Here is a 17097-nt window from a genome sequence, read left to right on the forward strand (position 1 = left end):
TAGGGTAGGAAGGCATAAGATACCCTATACATCGTGACAATCGTTAGAAGAAAGTTCAAAAAGTCCACTTGCTTTATCCAACCTTTTCGGTGCTGAAAACCGGACTTTTTGAACACTCACTTAATGCGACCGTACAGGAGGGAGCGTTCTTGGCAAGTTCAGCTTGGCTGCAGGCAGTGTCTGGTGCCCAAGGCAATTTATATGCCTGGGATGACAGGGTTGCCGATGAGGTCGGCCCATGTGCAGGATCAAAGGGGGACTATAGGATGCAGCAATGGTTGGGGGAGTTATCGCAGCTTGATGTCGGAGAGATCCTGCCGGACGAACCCATGTCCAGATACACAACATGGAAGATTGGGGGTCCAGCAGATGCCCTGATCGTTCCTGAAAATGCAGAACAACTGGCACGTCTTATGACCGCACTACATCAGCAGCAAATTCCCTGGATGATGATCGGTAAGGGCTCTAATATGCTTGTCTCTGACAAGGGCATCCGCGGCGCGGTGATCAAGCTCGGGAAGGAATTCGAAGAGATCCGGTTTAATGGCAATGAAGCTTGGGCCGGAGGCGGTGCTTCCTTCGTCAGATTAAGTATTATGGCAGGCAAGCAGGGCTTGACTGGTCTGGAATTCGCAGGAGGCATTCCCGGCACGGTGGGGGGAGCTGTCTACATGAACGCTGGCGCTCACGGGTCTGATTTGTCACGCATATTCAAATCCGCTGAAATTGTTCTGGAGACAGGTGAATTGGTTACCTGCAATGCGGAGGATATGAGGTTCTCTTACCGCCATTCTAGATTGCAGGAGCAATCTGGCATTGTCATACGTGCCTGCCTTGAGCTTAAGGAAGGTGACCGTCTTGAAATTGCGGCCGCGATGGCTGCATATAAGGACCGTCGCCGTAAGACCCAGCCGTTGCAGCAGCCGTGCGCGGGCAGTGTGTTCCGCAATCCGCCGGGTGATTATTCCGCTAGGTTGATTGAGGAGGCAGGATTAAAAGGACTGCGAGTAGGCGGGGCCGAAGTATCTAGGCTGCATGCCAATTTCATCATCAATACCGGGCAAGCAACAGCAGAGGACGTTCTTTCGCTTATGGAGCAGATTAAGAACACCATCGCCTCGAAATATGGGGTTCATTTGGTGCCTGAGGTATTCTTCGTGGGCGAACGGTAAACTCGGAGGTGATACATTGGACAAATTGGTGATCGAAGGCGGGAGGCCCTTGTCGGGATCCATACGTATCCATGGAGCGAAAAATGCCGCACTGCCTATAATGGCTGCCAGCCTGATGTGTGAGGGCCAGGTGGAGCTTCGCAATGTCCCTTGTCTGCTCGATATTGACGTGATGCTCGGCATACTGAGCCGACTGGGATGTGTAGCAGTTCAGCAAGGTGATACCATCATCCTTGACACCAGTGGCGCCAATTCTAGCCATGTGCCGGAGGACTTGATGAAGCAAATGAGATCGTCTATTTTCCTCATGGGTCCTTTGCTGGCTCGGTTCGGAGAGGTTTGCATCTATCAGCCAGGTGGTTGTGCGATCGGGGAAAGAAAGATAGATTTGCATTTACGGGGACTTGCGGCGCTCGGAGCAAAAATTGAAGAGAATGATCATCAAATATGGTGCAGGGCCACCAGGCTGATCGGCAATGATATTCATCTGGACTTCCCCAGCGTCGGGGCGACAGAGAATATTATGATGGCCGCTGCGCTTGCTGAAGGAACAACCGTTATTACCAATGCTGCACGTGAGCCTGAAATTCAGGATCTGCAGCGCTTCTTGAATATGATGGGGGCTAACATTATCGGCGCCGGAACAGACACGATAACGATTCAGGGGGTAGCTTCCCTCGAACCCTGCGAGTATGAGATTATTCCTGACCGGATTGTCGCAGGAACCGCGTTAATCGCGGCGGCGGCAACACGGGGAAGCATAACGGTGACACATAGCAATCCTGCTCATCTAACGTCTCTGATTCATGTGCTGCGCCGCTCTGGTGTTCAAATAGGTACAGACAATGATATAATATCCGTGAGCAGCAATGGAAGGCCCAAAGCAGTTGAGAAGATTATTACTTCTCCCTATCCTTCTTTTCCGACTGATCTTCAGTCCCAGGTGATGGTGCTGCTGTCTCTTGCGGATGGGCTTAGCCTGATGAAAGAGACGGTCTTCGAAGGCAGGCTCAGGCATGTCGATGAATTGGTGCGGATGGGAGCCGATATTTCGGTTGATTTGAATACGGCCTTCATACGCGGTGTACCTAGATTGTACGGAGCGACAGTGGAAGCGACTGATTTGCGGGCAGGTGCCGCATTGGTCATTGCCGGTCTTGCCGCTCACGGCAAGACCGTGGTGGAACAGATTCATCATATCGATCGTGGATACGAACACATTGAGCAGATGTTTGGGCGGCTGGGGGGCGTTATGCGCCGGGAAAATACCGCGCTGAAACAATTGGACCTAGCTTAATAGATTTGGTGCCTGGATTCCCCTCCCGTGGAGGGGATATAAGGCTTTGGAGCTGGAAACGGGTCTTTGAACAAGTAATTGAAAGTGTCAGCATTTTGGAACATGCGCTTATGGTAGTATTGAAATTATGTTTATAGTAAGAATAGTATTTTACGGAGAAAGAAAATATGATATTAAAAGTAAATGTGCCTATTCTTAAGGAGCCAAGATCGAAAAAGAAAAGCAGCCGTAAAATTATGGTGATTCTCATTTTATTATTTATTGCCATACTATGCGTCCTTTTTTTTCGCTCCTCATTAAGTAAAATCTCGGACATTAAGTTTCAAGGCAATATATTTGCAACTGAGAAAGAGATGCTGAGTATCAGCGGTCTTGAGATTGGTGAGCCCTTCTTCGGGACAAGCTCTGACAAGATTGAAGCAAGGCTCGCCAAGCTTCCATCAGTCGAGACGGCTACGGTTAAGAAGTCGTTCCCCGGATCAGTAACGATCACGATCAAAGAATACCCTCTGGCCGCCTATCAATTAACTTCGGATGGCTCGCTCAAGGGGTTCTTGGCGAATGGAACGGTTATCGAACTGAAGAACGGGACTATGCCGATGGAGAAGCCGATTCTGACCGGATGGAAGTCCGATGATCCTAATCTAGGTAAGCTGTGCACGGCATTGGCTCAAATTCCAGATTCGCTGACTTCGGATATTTCCGAGATCACGCCTTCGCCAACATTGTCCTATCCTGACCGAATCAAAATCTATACCAGATCTCATTTTGAGGTGATATCTGCGATCTCGCTACTGCCTGCTAAGGTTGAATATATGAATATGATTCTGGAAGTTCAGGATCCAGGGACATTAACGATGCTGGAGGCCGATTCCTATGTGCCTTACAGCCAGGATGCAAGCCAGGACAGTAGTGAAAATGATACTACTCATCAGTGACGATCAATGGTAAAATACATTTTATGGACAAGTTTCCTTTCTCCTTCTTTTTTCTTCATGTTTTTTGCATAATTGGCGATCGCGATAAGTCCCGTGTATAGTATTTGTATAGGTGGATATGCTTATCGCCTTCATGTAAAACTTGGAGATTAAAAAATTTGTAGAAAAAAGAGGGAAAGGTTAACTGACGTTGAATTATTTAGAGAGTATATTTTTAATGCTATTATATTTATTTGGAAATAGGAGGTGCCAAGGGCTTGAGCAACAATGACATCATTGTTAGTTTGGACATCGGTACATCCAAAGTTCGTGCTATTATAGGGGAAATTAATAATGGATCCTTTAATATTATTGGGGTTGGATCTGCCGACTCGGAAGGTATTCGCAAAGGTGCGATTGTAGATATTGACCAGACCGTACAATCGATTCGCAGTGCTGTGGATCACGCGGAACGGATGGTAGGTATTCAAATATCAGAAGTATACGTCGGCATTTCGGGTAACCATATCGGACTCCAAACGAGCCATGGAGTAGTAGCCGTACAAAATGAAGACCGGGAAATCGGTGAGGAAGATATTGAACGTGTTCTTAAGGCAGCGGAAGTGATTGCTTTGCCGCCGGAGCGGGAGATTATCGATGTGGTCGCCAAGCAATATGTAGTTGACGGTCTGGAAGGGATTAAGGATCCACGTGGAATGATTGGTGTTCGCCTCGAGGTAGAAGCTACGATCATTACTGGGAGCAAGACGGCGATACATAACTTGCTTCGCTGTGTCGAGAAGGCGGGACTGAAAATTCACGATCTGGTATTACTATCCCTGGGAGCCGGTCAACTTGCTTTATCCAAAGACGAGAAAACGATGGGCTCTGTGCTGGTGGACATTGGTGCCGGGTCCACAACGATTGCTGTGTTTGAAGGCGGCACGATCGTTGCGACATCCACGCTTCCGATTGGGGGAGAATTTATAACGAATGATATTGCTTACGGACTCCGTACACTGACGGATCAGGCGGAGAAGGTTAAGCTGAAGTACGGTTGTGCCTCGATTGAAGATGCCGCGCCGGACATCACATTTAAAGTAACCAGGATCGGCAGTAATGTGGATAAGGAATTTACGCAGGAGGATCTTGCCGCGATTGCCGAACCTAGGGTGCAAGAAATTTTTCAGTTAATTCGTGATGAAGTAAGGCGACTCGGATATAGCGATATGCCCGGAGGATACATTCTTACGGGTGGCACATCATCGATGCCAGGCTTACTAAAGGTTGCTCAGGACGAATTGTCGACCTCTGTGCGGATTGCTGTACCCGATTATATCGGTGTTCGGGATCCAGGATTTACGGGTGGTGTCGGGATTCTCTATAAAGTCATCAAGAATATTCGCGTTCGCAGCAATGCAAGCCCTAAGAAAGTTACAAACCGAACTAAACCTGTATCTGCGCAGGAAGCGACACGGAAGACAGGGATTATGGAACGTTTGAAAAACCTATTTAGTGAATTCATATAATTGGTTCTGAGGAATGGACGAGCCATCCATGCACAATGAGGGGGAGATGGAAGAGTATGTTAGAATTTGATTTTGAAATGGAGAGCTTGGCTCAAATTAAAGTCATCGGTGTAGGCGGTGGCGGAAGCAACGCTGTGAACCGAATGATCGAGAATGGAGTGCAGGGCGTAGAATTCATTACTGTGAATACAGATGCCCAGGCCTTGCACTTGGCCAAATCCGAACATAAACTGCAAATTGGTGATAAGTTGACACGCGGTCTTGGTGCTGGCGCCAATCCAGAAGTGGGCAAGAAGGCTGCTGAAGAATCCCGTGATTTAATCTCTAATACTTTGAAGGGTGCCGATTTGGTGTTTGTTACGGCTGGTATGGGTGGCGGTACCGGTACTGGTGCTGCTCCTGTTATTGCTGAGATTGCCAAGGAGTGCGGCGCACTGACAGTCGGCGTTGTGACCCGTCCGTTCACTTTTGAAGGACGTAAGCGTTTGTCGCATGCTGAAGCGGGGATTGAAGCTCTGAAAGAGAAGGTAGATACGCTAATCGTGATTCCGAACGATCGCCTACTCGAGATAGTTGATAAGAAGACTCCAATGCTGGAAGCATTCCGCGAGGCCGATAATGTACTTCGCCAAGCGGTGCAAGGCATCTCTGACTTAATCGCAGTACCAGGCTTGATCAACCTCGACTTTGCTGACGTGAAGACGATTATGACCGAGCGTGGGTCGGCACTTATGGGTATCGGTCTGGCTACAGGCGAGAACCGTGCTGCAGAAGCTGCGCGTAAGGCAATTATGAGCCCGCTGCTAGAAACTTCTATCGAAGGCGCCCGCGGCGTAATTATGAATATTACAGGCGGTTCCAACCTATCCCTGTATGAAGTCAATGAAGCGGCCGAGATCGTATACGCTGTTTCAGATCCGGAAGTGAATTTGATCTTTGGTGCTATCATTGATGAGAACTTGAAGGAAGAGATCAAAGTCACGGTTATCGCGACAGGCTTCGAGAGCAAACCTTCTGCGAATCCTGCACGTGTGAATCCGACCGGCAATGTCTCTGAGGTACAGGAGAGCCGTTCGAACAATGCGCTCCGTCCATTCGGACATCAGAATAGCTCGGATCAATTGGATATTCCGACTTTTCTCCGCAATCGCTCCCGCAAGGAGTAGCTAACCTGAACAATAAGTCTTCCCCAAAGACCTTATCCCTTTTTAAAGTGGATAAGGTCTTTTTATTTTTTCTTCTCGTTTATTGCTGTGTCGCGGCAAAATCTAGCGGATCGATGGGCTCGACAAAATTAGTGCGAACTTTCATTCAATTTTAGACAGACTTCACAGATAGATGACTATATACTGTTAACCATCTACGTGTCGGAGGTGCTCATTACAGCTTCTGATTGTACATTACTGCACTTCCTGACTTACCTCATAGTCTAAAGAGGACTATATGAACTACTACCTCTAGTAAGGGTAATGGGCAGGTGAACGGGGCTGGTTGTATACATCGATTTAATATTTTTGCTCAATCTGCTGATCGATGCGAGTCTGCTTCTCGTTACTGCCTGGATGAGAAAACAAAAAATGGTGCTCTGGCGGCTCGCGGCTTCGGCTGCATTTGGGGCTGCTTATGTCGTTATGATGTTCTTGCCGGAACTATCATTTCTCTATACCTTCCTGGTGAAATTTCTATTCTCAGTCGCTATGCTATGGATCGCCTTCGGTTTCAAAAGTTTGCAATCCTATTTGCGAAATTTGGGGGCTTTCTACATGGTCAACTTCGTAGCAGCCGGGGGAATATTGGGAATTCACTATTTGCTGCAAAGCTATAGTGAGGTGTTCAATGGGATCTGGTACTCCACCTCAGGCGGGCTTAGCTTCTCGCTGAAGGTAGGAACATTATTCATGATTATCGCCTTCATTGCGGTGTTGCTGTGGTTCCGAGGAGTGATGTCCGCACGCCGTAGATTGGAACGGATCGATACCTGTCTGGCAGAAGTCTCTGTACGAATTGATGATACTACGATTCATTGTACAGGATTGATCGATACCGGTAACCAGCTTAATGACCCATTTAGTCGTCTGCCGGTTATGGTGATGGAAGCATCACTCTGGGAACAATATTTGCCGGATACATCTGGCAGCAGATGGAGTATGGAGAATGCGGACAACCTCATTCTCACTTGGAGCGATGAAGAAGCGTTCCTATGGCGTGATCGATTGCGTCTTATTCCTTATCGTGCAGTTGGCAAAGGAACACAGTTCATGATCGCATTGAAGCCGGATGAAGTATGTGTAATTACAGAGGGGAACAAGGTCATAACGACCCGGGTTCTCATTGGTCTTGATGGAGGAGTTCTATCTTCAGACGGGGTGTACCGGGCGATCATTCATCCGGCACTAACGGAGGGCAAGCAGAGCGATGAAAGTCCGGTTAAGGCGGCAGGACCGGATGAATTGAGAACGAATTCTGCCGGCTAAAACAGGAACGGTACATGGGAGGATCAGGAGCATGCGTGTAAAGTGGAAGTTGATCTTGCAGCTGCAGTACTATCGAATGCTATTTATACTAGGACTCAAGAGTGAAGAAATCTATTATATCGGCGGAAGTGAAGCTCTGCCACCTCCATTGACGCGTGAGGAAGAGGAGTACTTATTGGAACGTCTCCCTTCAGGGGACTCGGCAATTAGATCGATGTTGATCGAACGTAACTTGCGGCTTGTTGTCTACATCGCCAGGAAGTTTGAGAATACAGGTATTAACATTGAAGATCTCGTCTCGATCGGGGCGATTGGATTAATAAAAGCGGTAAATACGTTTGATCCAGAGAAGAAGATTAAGCTAGCTACCTATGCCTCACGTTGCATTGAGAATGAAATATTGATGTATTTGCGCCGCAATAGCAAGATCCGTACGGAGGTGTCTTTTGATGAGCCCCTGAATATCGACTGGGACGGCAACGAACTGCTCCTGTCGGATGTGCTCGGTACGGAAAATGATACGATCTATCGCAATATTGAAGAACAAGTTGACCGCAAGCTGCTGCATAAGGCGCTTGATAAGCTAAGCGACCGGGAGAGAATGATTATGGAGCTGAGATTCGGCCTGGTAGATGGTGATGAGAAGACGCAGAAGGATGTTGCTGATCTTCTGGGCATCTCCCAGTCATATATTTCGAGACTGGAGAAGCGTATTATTAAGCGGCTGCGTAAGGAATTCAACAAAATGGTATAGCTCAAGAGGGGCATCCCCGGGCTAAGCTTGTCCTCTTGAAGGAGGAATAAAAATACAGTCCAAGGAGATACTTATCATTAATGTTTCTCCTTGGGAGGTAAGACACGATGACCCGTAACAAAGTCGAGATTTGCGGCGTTGATACCGCAAAATTACCCGTTCTAACCAACGCGGAAATGCGTGAATTGTTCCATTCTTTACAGCAGGATCACGTAAGATCAGCCAGAGAAAAGTTAGTGAATGGCAACCTCAGACTCGTGCTGAGTGTCATCCAACGTTTCAATAATCGGGGGGAGTATGTAGACGATCTGTTTCAAGTCGGCTGCATCGGACTTATGAAAGCCATCGATAATTTTGATCTATCGCAGAACGTCAAATTTTCAACCTATGCTGTGCCGATGATTATCGGAGAGATTCGCCGCTATCTACGCGACAACAATCCGATCCGTGTATCGCGCAGCCTGCGTGACATTGCCTACAAGGCGCTGCAGATGCGGGACAGCCTAACGAACCAGAACTCTCGGGAACCAACGATATTTGAAATATCCGAAGCGCTCGGATTGCCTAAGGAAGATGTTGTGTTTGCGCTTGATGCGATTCAGGATCCCGTCTCTTTGTTCGAGCCTATCTATCATGACGGAGGCGATCCGATCTATGTAATGGACCAGATTAGTGATGACCGGAACAAGGATGTATCATGGATTGAGGAGATTGCCCTACGCGAAGCGATGCAGCGGCTTGGCAATCGTGAGAAGATGATTCTGTCAATGCGCTTCTTCGAAGGCAAGACGCAGATGGAGGTAGCTGATGAGATCGGTATCTCGCAGGCCCAAGTATCCAGACTTGAGAAATCCGCTATCTTACAAATGCAGAAGCATGTAAAGTCTTAGCCTAACTTATGTAAGAAGATCCAGACCCCTGTTGTTGAACAGGGGTCTTTTCTATTTTGCAGCTTGTACATCGTTAAGACAGTGCTTTTCTACACGTCCCAGTCATATGATATAGGAGCGAGAGGCTGTGGCGAGGGGGCGCAGGCATTATGGAGAATGTAGTGAGGGCGAGTATGAAGATATCGGACTTCCAGACGAAGGAAGTTATCAATGTGATTGACGGGAAGAGACTTGGTCATATTAGTGATCTGGAGCTTGATCTTCGCCAGGGAATTATTGAGGCGATCGTAATCCCTGTCAACACGAAGTTCATGGGCATATTCGGAGGGGGTGCCGATCTTGTTATTCCGTGGAAGAACATCGTCAAGATCGGGGCAGATGTCGTATTGGTGAAAATGGACGAATTGCGAGAGCCGAAAGTTCAACAGCAGTATGAGACAACCGTCTATATCGAACGGGACGGAAGAGCCGAGCGCCGCAGCTAACCGCTGCGGCTTTGTTTTGAGCCCGGGGGTGTCTAATTATGTTACACTGTAATAGTCTAATAGTGCGTGTTTCAAAAAGGCTAGCGGACTTTTTGAATAACCTCTAATATGTTCATGTGAGGGGATGAATGATGGAACCATATATTAGGAACGATAATGGACAGCAGCCAGAGCGATACGTGCTCCATTCCTGGCAGCTTATGATGCCTGACTTGAGCGTGGGCTTTAGCGGCAGACAAGGCGGGGTAAGCAAAGCCCCTTATGATAGTCTTAATTTGGCCTTTCACGTTAACGATGATCCGGAGGCGGTCCTGCAGAACCGAAGATTACTTGCCGAATCGCTTGGATTTGAAGCGGAATCTTGGACCTGTGGACAGCAGGTGCATGGGAATCGAGTGGTAGTGGTGGGCGCAGAGGAGCGTGGGAAGGGATATCTGGACATGGCAGGTGCCTTACAGGATTGTGACGGACTCGTTACAAATGTTCCTAGAATTCTATTGACTTCTTTCTATGCGGACTGTGTCCCATTATACTTTCTCGATCCGGTCAAGCGGGTTGTGGCTCTTGCCCACGCAGGTTGGAAGGGAACCGTTCTGCGTATCGCTGAAGCAGTGATCGGTACGATGAAGAGTGAGTTCGGCTCTGCTCCGGACCATATTCATACGGCTATTGGTCCTAGCATTGGGGAATGCTGTTACGAAGTTGATGACGTGGTAATGGCCAGGGTCATGGAGACACTTGGAGAGATCGGGGCGTCCGGATTGATTACAGATGTGGCCCAAACATCGCAAAATGAAGGAAAGTTCATGCTGAACTTGAAAGAATTGAATCGAATTATTATGATAAAAGCAGGAATATTGCCGACTCATATCGAATGTACATCATGGTGTACGAGTTGTCATCATGATAAATTCTTCTCTTATCGCAAGGATCAAGGGGTAACGGGGAGAATGGCGAGTTGGATTGGCATGAAAGAGAGGTGATCCTTTCTTGTCACTTCAAGATCGGATACAGCATGTAGAAGAACGCATTCAGGCGGCTTGCGACCGCAGTGGACACAACCGCAATGACGTAAACATCGTCGCCGTAACCAAATATGTGTCAGTTGAGATGACGCAAACCGTGCTTGACCAGGGGATTCTCCATATTGGAGAGAATCGTCCGCAGAATGCGATACCTAAATGGGAAGCACTGCATGGCCGGGGAACATGGCATTTTATCGGCCACCTGCAAAGCAGAAAGGTTAAGGATGTCGTAGGTAAATTTAAATATATCCATTCCTTGGACCGGATTTCGCTGGCAGAGGAAATGGACAAGCGGGCGGCAGCAAGCGGCGTAGAAGTGCTCGCTTTTGTACAAGTTAATGTATCAGGAGAATCTACCAAGCAGGGGCTTGAACCCGGAGAGGTCGAGGCTTTTCTACAGGAAATGGAAAGATATAGTCACGTTAAGGTCATAGGGCTTATGACGATGGCTCCTATTGAGGAAGATCCGGAACTGACCCGGCCCGTATTCCGCAGGCTTCGTGAATTGCGCGATGAGCTCAATGCTAAGAAGGTTACACGTGAGCCGCTGACTGAACTATCCATGGGAATGTCAGGTGATTTTGAAATAGCGATTGAAGAGGGAGCAACCTGGGTACGCCTCGGTACTATTTTAGTGGGGAAAGGAGAGGAAAATTAATGGGAGTTATGAACCGATTCATGAATTTCTTAGGACTCCAGGAAGAAGAAGAAATTGTGGAACGCGAAGGAATTTCTCAGTTGGAAGAGCCTGAGTATGAAACCCCCAGCTTTGAAACCCGTAAGAATCAGAGAGGAAATAACGTGGTAAGCATCCATTCACAGAAAAATGTAAAAATGGTGCTATACGAACCAAGATCCTATGACGAGGCCCAGGAAATTGCCGATCATTTGCGGTCTCACCGCTCTGTCGTTGTCAATTTGCAGCGCGTCCGTAACGATCAGGCCATGCGGATCATCGATTTTCTCAGTGGTACAATCTATGCCTTGAGCGGCAGCATTTCGAAGATAGGCGGCAATATTTTCTTATGTACGCCAGATACTGTTGAGATTCAGGGAGCGATTACTGAGATACTATCTGAGGAAATAGACTATAACAGAATAACGAGGTGATGACAGCTTGTCTTCAGTAGCAATCAATAACGTTGTATGGATAGCGTATAATATTTATTTCACTATGATTTTTGTGTACATTTTAATGTCCTGGCTTCCGAATGCTCGTGATAGCTTTATCGGTGAATTGTTAGGAAAATTAGTAGAGCCGTTCCTGGCTCCTTTCCGCAGATTCATTCCGCCTATTATGGGGATGATTGACATTTCGCCGATTGTTGCGCTATTTGTGCTTCGTCTGGCAGCCGTAGGACTGACCAGTGTACTCAACTATGTGTTCGTTGGGTAGTGGCGCCAATGAGGATGGAAGTTTATGAGCATTTCAAGCCAGAGGAGCGTCAATTTGTCGATCGCGCTTCCGAATGGGTCGTTAATGCCGGGGAATACCATGAAGTCAAGCTTACTGGCTTTTTGGATCCGCGGCAATGTTTTATATTGGAGTCATTGGCCAATCGCCATCCTGATGTCGCTGTGCGGATAGATGGCGGGTATGAAGGCGCGGAGAGGTGCCGCGCGTTCATCGCTCCTGACTATAGGGAGCTGGATCATGAGCCGATGAAGATGAAGGTGCTTAACATCACTTCGGGTGATCAGAAATTCATAACCCTGCAGCATGGTGATTACTTAGGCGCTATTCTCGGTCTGGGACTTAAGCGCGATAAAATCGGTGATATCCAAGTGCATGAAGACGGCTGCCAAGTCGTCGTAACGGAAGAGATCGCCGACTATCTTGATCTTCATTTGCGCCAGGTACACCGGATTGAAGTTATGACTGAAGTGATGGAGTTGTCAGCACTAAGGCCCGTGAATGCTGAACTGCAGGAGATGGATCTAACCGTCGCCTCATTGCGCCTCGATGGAATCGCCAGTGATGTATTCCGTTTGAGTCGTAGCAAAATACTGGTGCCGATCAAAGCTGGCCGCTGCCGGGTGAACTGGAAGACCGAGGAGGATCCTTCGGCTCCGTTAAAGGCCGGTGATATTGTCGCGCTGCAAGGATTTGGCCGTTTCAAAGTATTGGAGGCGGACGGAGTGACAAAAAAAGGCAGACTTCGTGTGAAAATTGGCAAATTTGTGTGAATCTCCAGCAGGAGATCGGGGATTGCTGTCGAAATTATCTAAACCCAGAAAATGATTTGTCCGATTGTATATTATATAAAGCAAGTATCCTTCCGAAGAGGAAGGAATCGAATTTTATAGGAGGTGCGGTTATGCCATTAACACCGCTGGATATACATAATAAGGAGTTTTCCAGACGGATTCGCGGTTATGATGAGGATGAAGTTAATGAATTTCTGGATCAGGTCATTAAAGATTATGAAATTGTAATCAGAGAGAATAAAGAGCTTCAAAATCAGCTGCTCTCGATGCAAGATAAGCTTGATCATTTTGCCAATATCGAGGAAACGCTGAGCAAGACGATTATCGTCGCCCAGGAAGCTGCCGATGAGGTTAAGAACAATGCCAAGAAGGAATCGCAGCTTATTGTTAAGGAAGCGGAGAAGAATGCTGACCGGATCGTGAATGAAGCATTGGCGAAGTCTCGCAAGATCGCAATGGAAGTAGAGGAGCTGAAGAAGCAGGCCTCCATCTATCGGGCAAGGTTCCGCACACTGGTAGAAGCTCAGCTCGATCTGTTAAGTGGGGACGGCTGGGATACGCTAGAGACTCGCGAGCTGGAACGTACGTATGAAGGTGAACGCGAACGAGAGCGTGAACGTGAAGCAAAGGAAATCTACTAGGAGTCGTTCAATTGGATCTGCCTATCCTGTACGCTTGCAGGTTGACATCCGAATGACAATAAGTTATATATAATATCATATTGTGCAGCTGCTGCACACTAATTGAATCAGACATTTGATGATGGGAACAAGTACGTTGCGTATTTGATCTGCAGAGAGTTGGCGTATGCTGAGAGCCAATGTTCAGGACGCAGGCGGAATATCCTCCCGGAGAAGCAAGGCTGAAGTTGAATTTAAGAAGTAAGCCTTTGCCGGCGGTCGGCCGTTATACCGAACCCATATGAATGTATGGAGCTGAGTGTCATATGGCCTGGGCGCAGGAAGTAATTCGTGCGAACGTTGGCGATATGGAACAAGGGTGGTAACGCGAGTTAGAGTCTCGTCCCTTTTTAGGGGCGGGGCTTTTTTTATTTTCCATGAAGAAGGGAAGAAATATTACGATGCAAAAAGTAGATGTCAAAGAAGGAGCGCGCAATCGCGATTTGCGCATCTTGAATAAGTGGACGAAGGAGGATACGTTCAAGCGGAGTATCGAGAATCGTGCTGACCGCCCGAACTATGTGTTGTTCGAAGGACCTCCAACCGCAAATGGACTGCCGCATATTGGTCATGTGCTCGGACGGGTAATCAAAGACTTTATTGGCAGATATCAGACGATGAAGGGATACCGCGTCGTTCGTAAAGCGGGCTGGGATACACACGGACTACCGGTCGAGCTTGGCGTGGAGAAGGAGCTTGGCATTTCCGGCAAGCAGGAGATCGAGAAATACGGCGTCGAGGAATTCGTGAAGAAATGTAAGGACAGCGTATTTGGCTATGAGAAGCAATGGCGCGAATTTACCGAAGCTATCGCTTATTGGACCGATCTGGATCATCCATACATTACGCTGGAAAATAACTATATCGAGAGCGTGTGGAACATCCTGGCCACAATTCATGAGAAAGGCTTGCTCTACCGGGGACATCGCGTCAGCCCTTACTGCCCTTGCTGTCAGACGACACTCAGCTCTCATGAAGTAGCCCAGGGCTATGAGGATGTGAAGGATTTGAGCGCCACAGCCAAATTCAAGCTGGATGACAGCGACGAATATGTGCTTGCTTGGACAACAACGCCATGGACTCTGCCGGCGCACGTCGCTCTGGCGGTTAATCCCGAGATGGAATATGTACGGGTTAAGCAAGAGGATGGAGTATATATCGTTGCCAAGAACCTCGTAGAGAAAGTCATGAAAGGGGACTACAGTATTGTATCGAGCCTTATGGGAAGCGATTTGGTGGGGAAAACCTATACACCGCCATTTTCTTATATTCAGGCTGACAAAATCAATGTCATCGTCGGTGCTTCTTATGTTACCGATACGAGCGGTACAGGTATCGTCCACATGGCTCCCGCTCACGGCGAGGATGACTATCGGACCTGCCGTGAGAACGGAATTAGCTTCGTTAGTGTAGTGAACGGTCAGGGACGTTACACAGATACAGTGAGCGACTTCGCCGGACGCTTCGTTAAGGATTGTGATCTTGATATCGTCAAGACCCTGTCAGAGAAAGGGCTGCTCTACAGCAAGGAGAAGTACGAGCACAGCTACCCGTTCTGCTGGCGCTGTAAATCCCCTTTGCTCTATTATGCGATGGAGAGCTGGTTCATTGAGACGACCGCGGTCAAAGATCAGTTGATCGCCAATAACAACACGGTACAATGGTATCCTGAGCATATCCGAGACGGGCGCTTCGGCAAATTCCTCGAGGAATTGGTGGATTGGAATATCAGCCGCAACCGCTATTGGGGAACACCGCTGAATGTCTGGGTCTGCCCGGATTGTGGCGGTCAATTTGCTCCGCATAGTCTTGCTGAACTGCGTGCTCATGCAGTGGGTCAAGTTAGCGAGAATCTGGAGCTTCATAAGCCATATGTGGATGAAGTGAAGGTAAGCTGTCCGCATTGTCAAGGCGGTGTTATGGAACGGACATCGGAAGTTATCGACGTTTGGTTCGATAGCGGCTCCATGCCATTTGCCCAGCATCATTATCCGTTTGAAAATGAGGATACATTCGCTAGCCAGTTCCCGGCAGACATGATCTGTGAAGGGATTGACCAGACACGTGGCTGGTTCTACAGCTTGTTGGCCGTGTCAACCTTGTTCACCGGTAAGGCGCCGTACAAATCGGTTATCGCTACAGGTCTTGTTCTCGATGAGAACGGCTTGAAGATGTCGAAATCGAAGGGGAATGTTATTAACCCTTGGGAGATCATTAATGAGCTGGGGACAGATGCCTTCCGCTGGTCGCTGCTGTCTGATAGCGCACCATGGAATAATAAGCGTTTCTCCAAAGGGATTGTAGCTGAATCCAAATCTAAAGTGGTGGATACGCTCGTTAACACGCATGCGTTCCTGACCCTTTATGCTGGTATTGATGGATACAAGCCAGAAGAACACCCTTACCGTCCTTCCAGCAACAAGTTGGATCGCTGGATCCTGTCCAGACTGAACAGCTTGATTCGTCTCGTTGATAAAGGTGTTGCCGTTAACGATTTTGTGAATACGTCAAAAGCGATTGAAAATTTCATCGATGAGCTTAGTAACTGGTACATCCGCCGCTCACGCGATCGTTTCTGGGGCAGCGGACTCGGGGAAGACAAACTGTCGGCTTATCAGACTTTGACTCATGTGTTGTTGACCTTGTCTAAGCTGATGGCTCCGTTCACACCGATGCTGGCCGAGGACATCTTTACGAATCTGGGTGGTGGAGAGAGTGTACATCTTGCCGATTATCCGGTTTGTGACGAAGCGATGATCGACGAGGCGCTGGAGCAGGATATGGAGACAGCGCGGCAGATCGTCGAGTTGGCTCGTAACGTCCGTAATGAGACGGGCATCAAGACGCGTCAGCCGCTCTCCAGCTTGATTGTCTCTATGAATCGTGACTTCGCGCTTGAAGAGTACGAAGAGATCATCAAAGATGAGATCAATGTGAAGCAGATTGAAGTAGAGCATAGCGATAGTGGATTTGTTGACTTTACGCTTAAGATGAATCTCCGCGTTGCCGGCAAGAAATATGGCAAGAACATTGGCTTCCTGCAGAATCATCTCAAGAACCTGGCTGCTGATCAGACGCGTCAGATCGTTACGGATGGTTATATGAATATTACTTCACCTGAAGGTGAGGAGCTTCATATTACTTCTGAGGAATTGCTAGTTGAGAAACAAGCTAAATCAGGCTTTGCCTCTGCGTCAGGCTATGGCTTAACCGTGGCGCTCAATACCGACATTACATCAGAGCTCGAGCAAGAGGGATGGGTACGTGAGGTTGTGCGTGCTGTACAGGATACACGGAAGAAGCTTGACCTGCCGATTGAGAAGAGAGTTCATCTGACGCTGGATGTGGATGATGAGCTGAAGGCAGCGATCGTCGCTTTTGAACATGTGCTTCGTGAAAATGTATTGATCACCGATGTGTCGTTCGGCAAGCCGGCTGGTTCGGAGACGATTGAACTTGGCACGAAGACCATTGGAATTCACATCGAAGCCTAAACATCAAAAGTGAAACATACTTCCTGTTCCAATAAAGGTTCAAAAGTCCGGTTTTCAGCACCGAGAAGGTTGAATGAAGCTAGGGGGTGAAGAGCGGAGCGTACGTAGTTGGTACGAGAGCACTTGAGATGTTTCCGGAGGAAACATAACTTCGTAAGCATATGCTTAGGCC

Annotated in this window: 16 protein-coding genes and 1 other annotated feature; all 16 genes read left to right on the top strand. The window is 48.0% G+C overall.

The genetic code is table 11. From position 1 onward, the window contains the following. Nucleotides 1-266: 266 nt before the first annotated feature. Nucleotides 267-1172 carry a UDP-N-acetylmuramate dehydrogenase gene (murB, locus tag ABD014_RS24140; protein WP_343865928.1) on the top strand — a complete coding sequence of 302 codons (906 nt, stop codon included), beginning with the start codon at nucleotides 267-269 and terminating at the stop codon, nucleotides 1170-1172. A gap of 16 nt (nucleotides 1173-1188) precedes the next feature. Beyond that, nucleotides 1189-2469 carry a UDP-N-acetylglucosamine 1-carboxyvinyltransferase gene (gene murA, locus ABD014_RS24145; RefSeq protein WP_343865726.1) on the top strand — a complete coding sequence of 427 codons (1281 nt, stop codon included), beginning with the start codon at nucleotides 1189-1191 and terminating at the stop codon, nucleotides 2467-2469. 170 nt (nucleotides 2470-2639) lie between these two features. Continuing rightward, nucleotides 2640-3407, top strand: a complete 768-nt coding sequence (locus tag ABD014_RS24150) for a cell division protein FtsQ/DivIB (protein WP_379339555.1) — start codon at nucleotides 2640-2642, stop codon at nucleotides 3405-3407. Nucleotides 3408-3664: 257 nt separating this feature from the next. After that, nucleotides 3665-4915, top strand: a complete 1251-nt coding sequence (ftsA, locus tag ABD014_RS24155) for a cell division protein FtsA (protein ID WP_343865731.1) — start codon at nucleotides 3665-3667, stop codon at nucleotides 4913-4915. A 56-nt stretch (nucleotides 4916-4971) separates the two neighbouring features. After that, nucleotides 4972-6081: a cell division protein FtsZ gene (gene ftsZ, locus ABD014_RS24160; protein ID WP_343865733.1), complete on the top strand. Its 1110-nt coding sequence runs from the start codon at nucleotides 4972-4974 to the stop codon at nucleotides 6079-6081. 321 nt (nucleotides 6082-6402) lie between these two features. Continuing rightward, entirely contained in the window at nucleotides 6403-7389 is a 987-nt protein-coding gene (gene spoIIGA / locus ABD014_RS24165; protein ID WP_343865930.1) for a sigma-E processing peptidase SpoIIGA, read from the top strand. A gap of 31 nt (nucleotides 7390-7420) precedes the next feature. Next, nucleotides 7421-8143, top strand: a complete 723-nt coding sequence (gene sigE, locus ABD014_RS24170; RefSeq protein ID WP_068782039.1) for an RNA polymerase sporulation sigma factor SigE — start codon at nucleotides 7421-7423, stop codon at nucleotides 8141-8143. Nucleotides 8144-8250: 107 nt separating this feature from the next. Then, on the top strand, nucleotides 8251-9033 hold the full coding sequence (gene sigG, locus ABD014_RS24175; RefSeq protein WP_068782038.1) for an RNA polymerase sporulation sigma factor SigG: 783 nt from the start codon (nucleotides 8251-8253) through the stop codon (nucleotides 9031-9033). Nucleotides 9034-9182: 149 nt separating this feature from the next. Next, on the top strand, nucleotides 9183-9518 hold the full coding sequence (locus ABD014_RS24180) for a YlmC/YmxH family sporulation protein (protein WP_068782037.1): 336 nt from the start codon (nucleotides 9183-9185) through the stop codon (nucleotides 9516-9518). 131 nt (nucleotides 9519-9649) lie between these two features. Continuing rightward, entirely contained in the window at nucleotides 9650-10501 is an 852-nt protein-coding gene (gene pgeF / locus ABD014_RS24185; RefSeq protein WP_343865932.1) for a peptidoglycan editing factor PgeF, read from the top strand. 7 nt (nucleotides 10502-10508) lie between these two features. Beyond that, nucleotides 10509-11201, top strand: a complete 693-nt coding sequence (locus ABD014_RS24190; protein ID WP_343865736.1) for a YggS family pyridoxal phosphate-dependent enzyme — start codon at nucleotides 10509-10511, stop codon at nucleotides 11199-11201. Then, complete coding sequence (locus tag ABD014_RS24195) at nucleotides 11201-11653, top strand: cell division protein SepF (RefSeq protein WP_068782034.1); 453 nt, start codon at nucleotides 11201-11203, stop codon at nucleotides 11651-11653. The genes ABD014_RS24190 and ABD014_RS24195 overlap by 1 nt, the downstream gene beginning before the upstream one ends. Before the next feature lie 7 nt (nucleotides 11654-11660). Next, complete coding sequence (locus ABD014_RS24200; RefSeq protein WP_082790169.1) at nucleotides 11661-11939, top strand: YggT family protein; 279 nt, start codon at nucleotides 11661-11663, stop codon at nucleotides 11937-11939. 8 nt (nucleotides 11940-11947) lie between these two features. After that, nucleotides 11948-12730, top strand: a complete 783-nt coding sequence (locus ABD014_RS24205; RefSeq protein ID WP_343865739.1) for a YlmH family RNA-binding protein — start codon at nucleotides 11948-11950, stop codon at nucleotides 12728-12730. A gap of 131 nt (nucleotides 12731-12861) precedes the next feature. Beyond that, nucleotides 12862-13392, top strand: a complete 531-nt coding sequence (locus ABD014_RS24210; RefSeq protein ID WP_343865741.1) for a DivIVA domain-containing protein — start codon at nucleotides 12862-12864, stop codon at nucleotides 13390-13392. A gap of 109 nt (nucleotides 13393-13501) precedes the next feature. Beyond that, nucleotides 13502-13782: a binding site (T-box leader), on the top strand. A gap of 50 nt (nucleotides 13783-13832) precedes the next feature. After that, entirely contained in the window at nucleotides 13833-16925 is a 3093-nt protein-coding gene (gene ileS / locus ABD014_RS24215) for an isoleucine--tRNA ligase (RefSeq protein ID WP_343865743.1), read from the top strand. The last annotated feature ends 172 nt before the right edge of the window (nucleotides 16926-17097 follow it).

Source organism: Paenibacillus motobuensis (genome assembly GCF_039521865.1).
Classification (GTDB): Bacteria; Bacillota; Bacilli; order Paenibacillales; family Paenibacillaceae; genus Fontibacillus; species Fontibacillus motobuensis.

Coding starts and splice junctions, on each gene's coding strand:
- murB (WP_343865928.1), top strand. CDS start 267: ATGCAGCAATGGTTGGGGGAGTTATCGCAGCTTGATGTCGGAGAGATC.
- ftsZ (WP_343865733.1), top strand. CDS start 4,972: ATGTTAGAATTTGATTTTGAAATGGAGAGCTTGGCTCAAATTAAAGTC.
- sigE (WP_068782039.1), top strand. CDS start 7,421: ATGCGTGTAAAGTGGAAGTTGATCTTGCAGCTGCAGTACTATCGAATG.
- sigG (WP_068782038.1), top strand. CDS start 8,251: ATGACCCGTAACAAAGTCGAGATTTGCGGCGTTGATACCGCAAAATTA.
- ABD014_RS24180 (WP_068782037.1), top strand. CDS start 9,183: ATGGAGAATGTAGTGAGGGCGAGTATGAAGATATCGGACTTCCAGACG.
- pgeF (WP_343865932.1), top strand. CDS start 9,650: ATGGAACCATATATTAGGAACGATAATGGACAGCAGCCAGAGCGATAC.
- ABD014_RS24195 (WP_068782034.1), top strand. CDS start 11,201: ATGGGAGTTATGAACCGATTCATGAATTTCTTAGGACTCCAGGAAGAA.
- ABD014_RS24205 (WP_343865739.1), top strand. CDS start 11,948: ATGAGGATGGAAGTTTATGAGCATTTCAAGCCAGAGGAGCGTCAATTT.
- ABD014_RS24210 (WP_343865741.1), top strand. CDS start 12,862: ATGCCATTAACACCGCTGGATATACATAATAAGGAGTTTTCCAGACGG.
- ileS (WP_343865743.1), top strand. CDS start 13,833: ATGCAAAAAGTAGATGTCAAAGAAGGAGCGCGCAATCGCGATTTGCGC.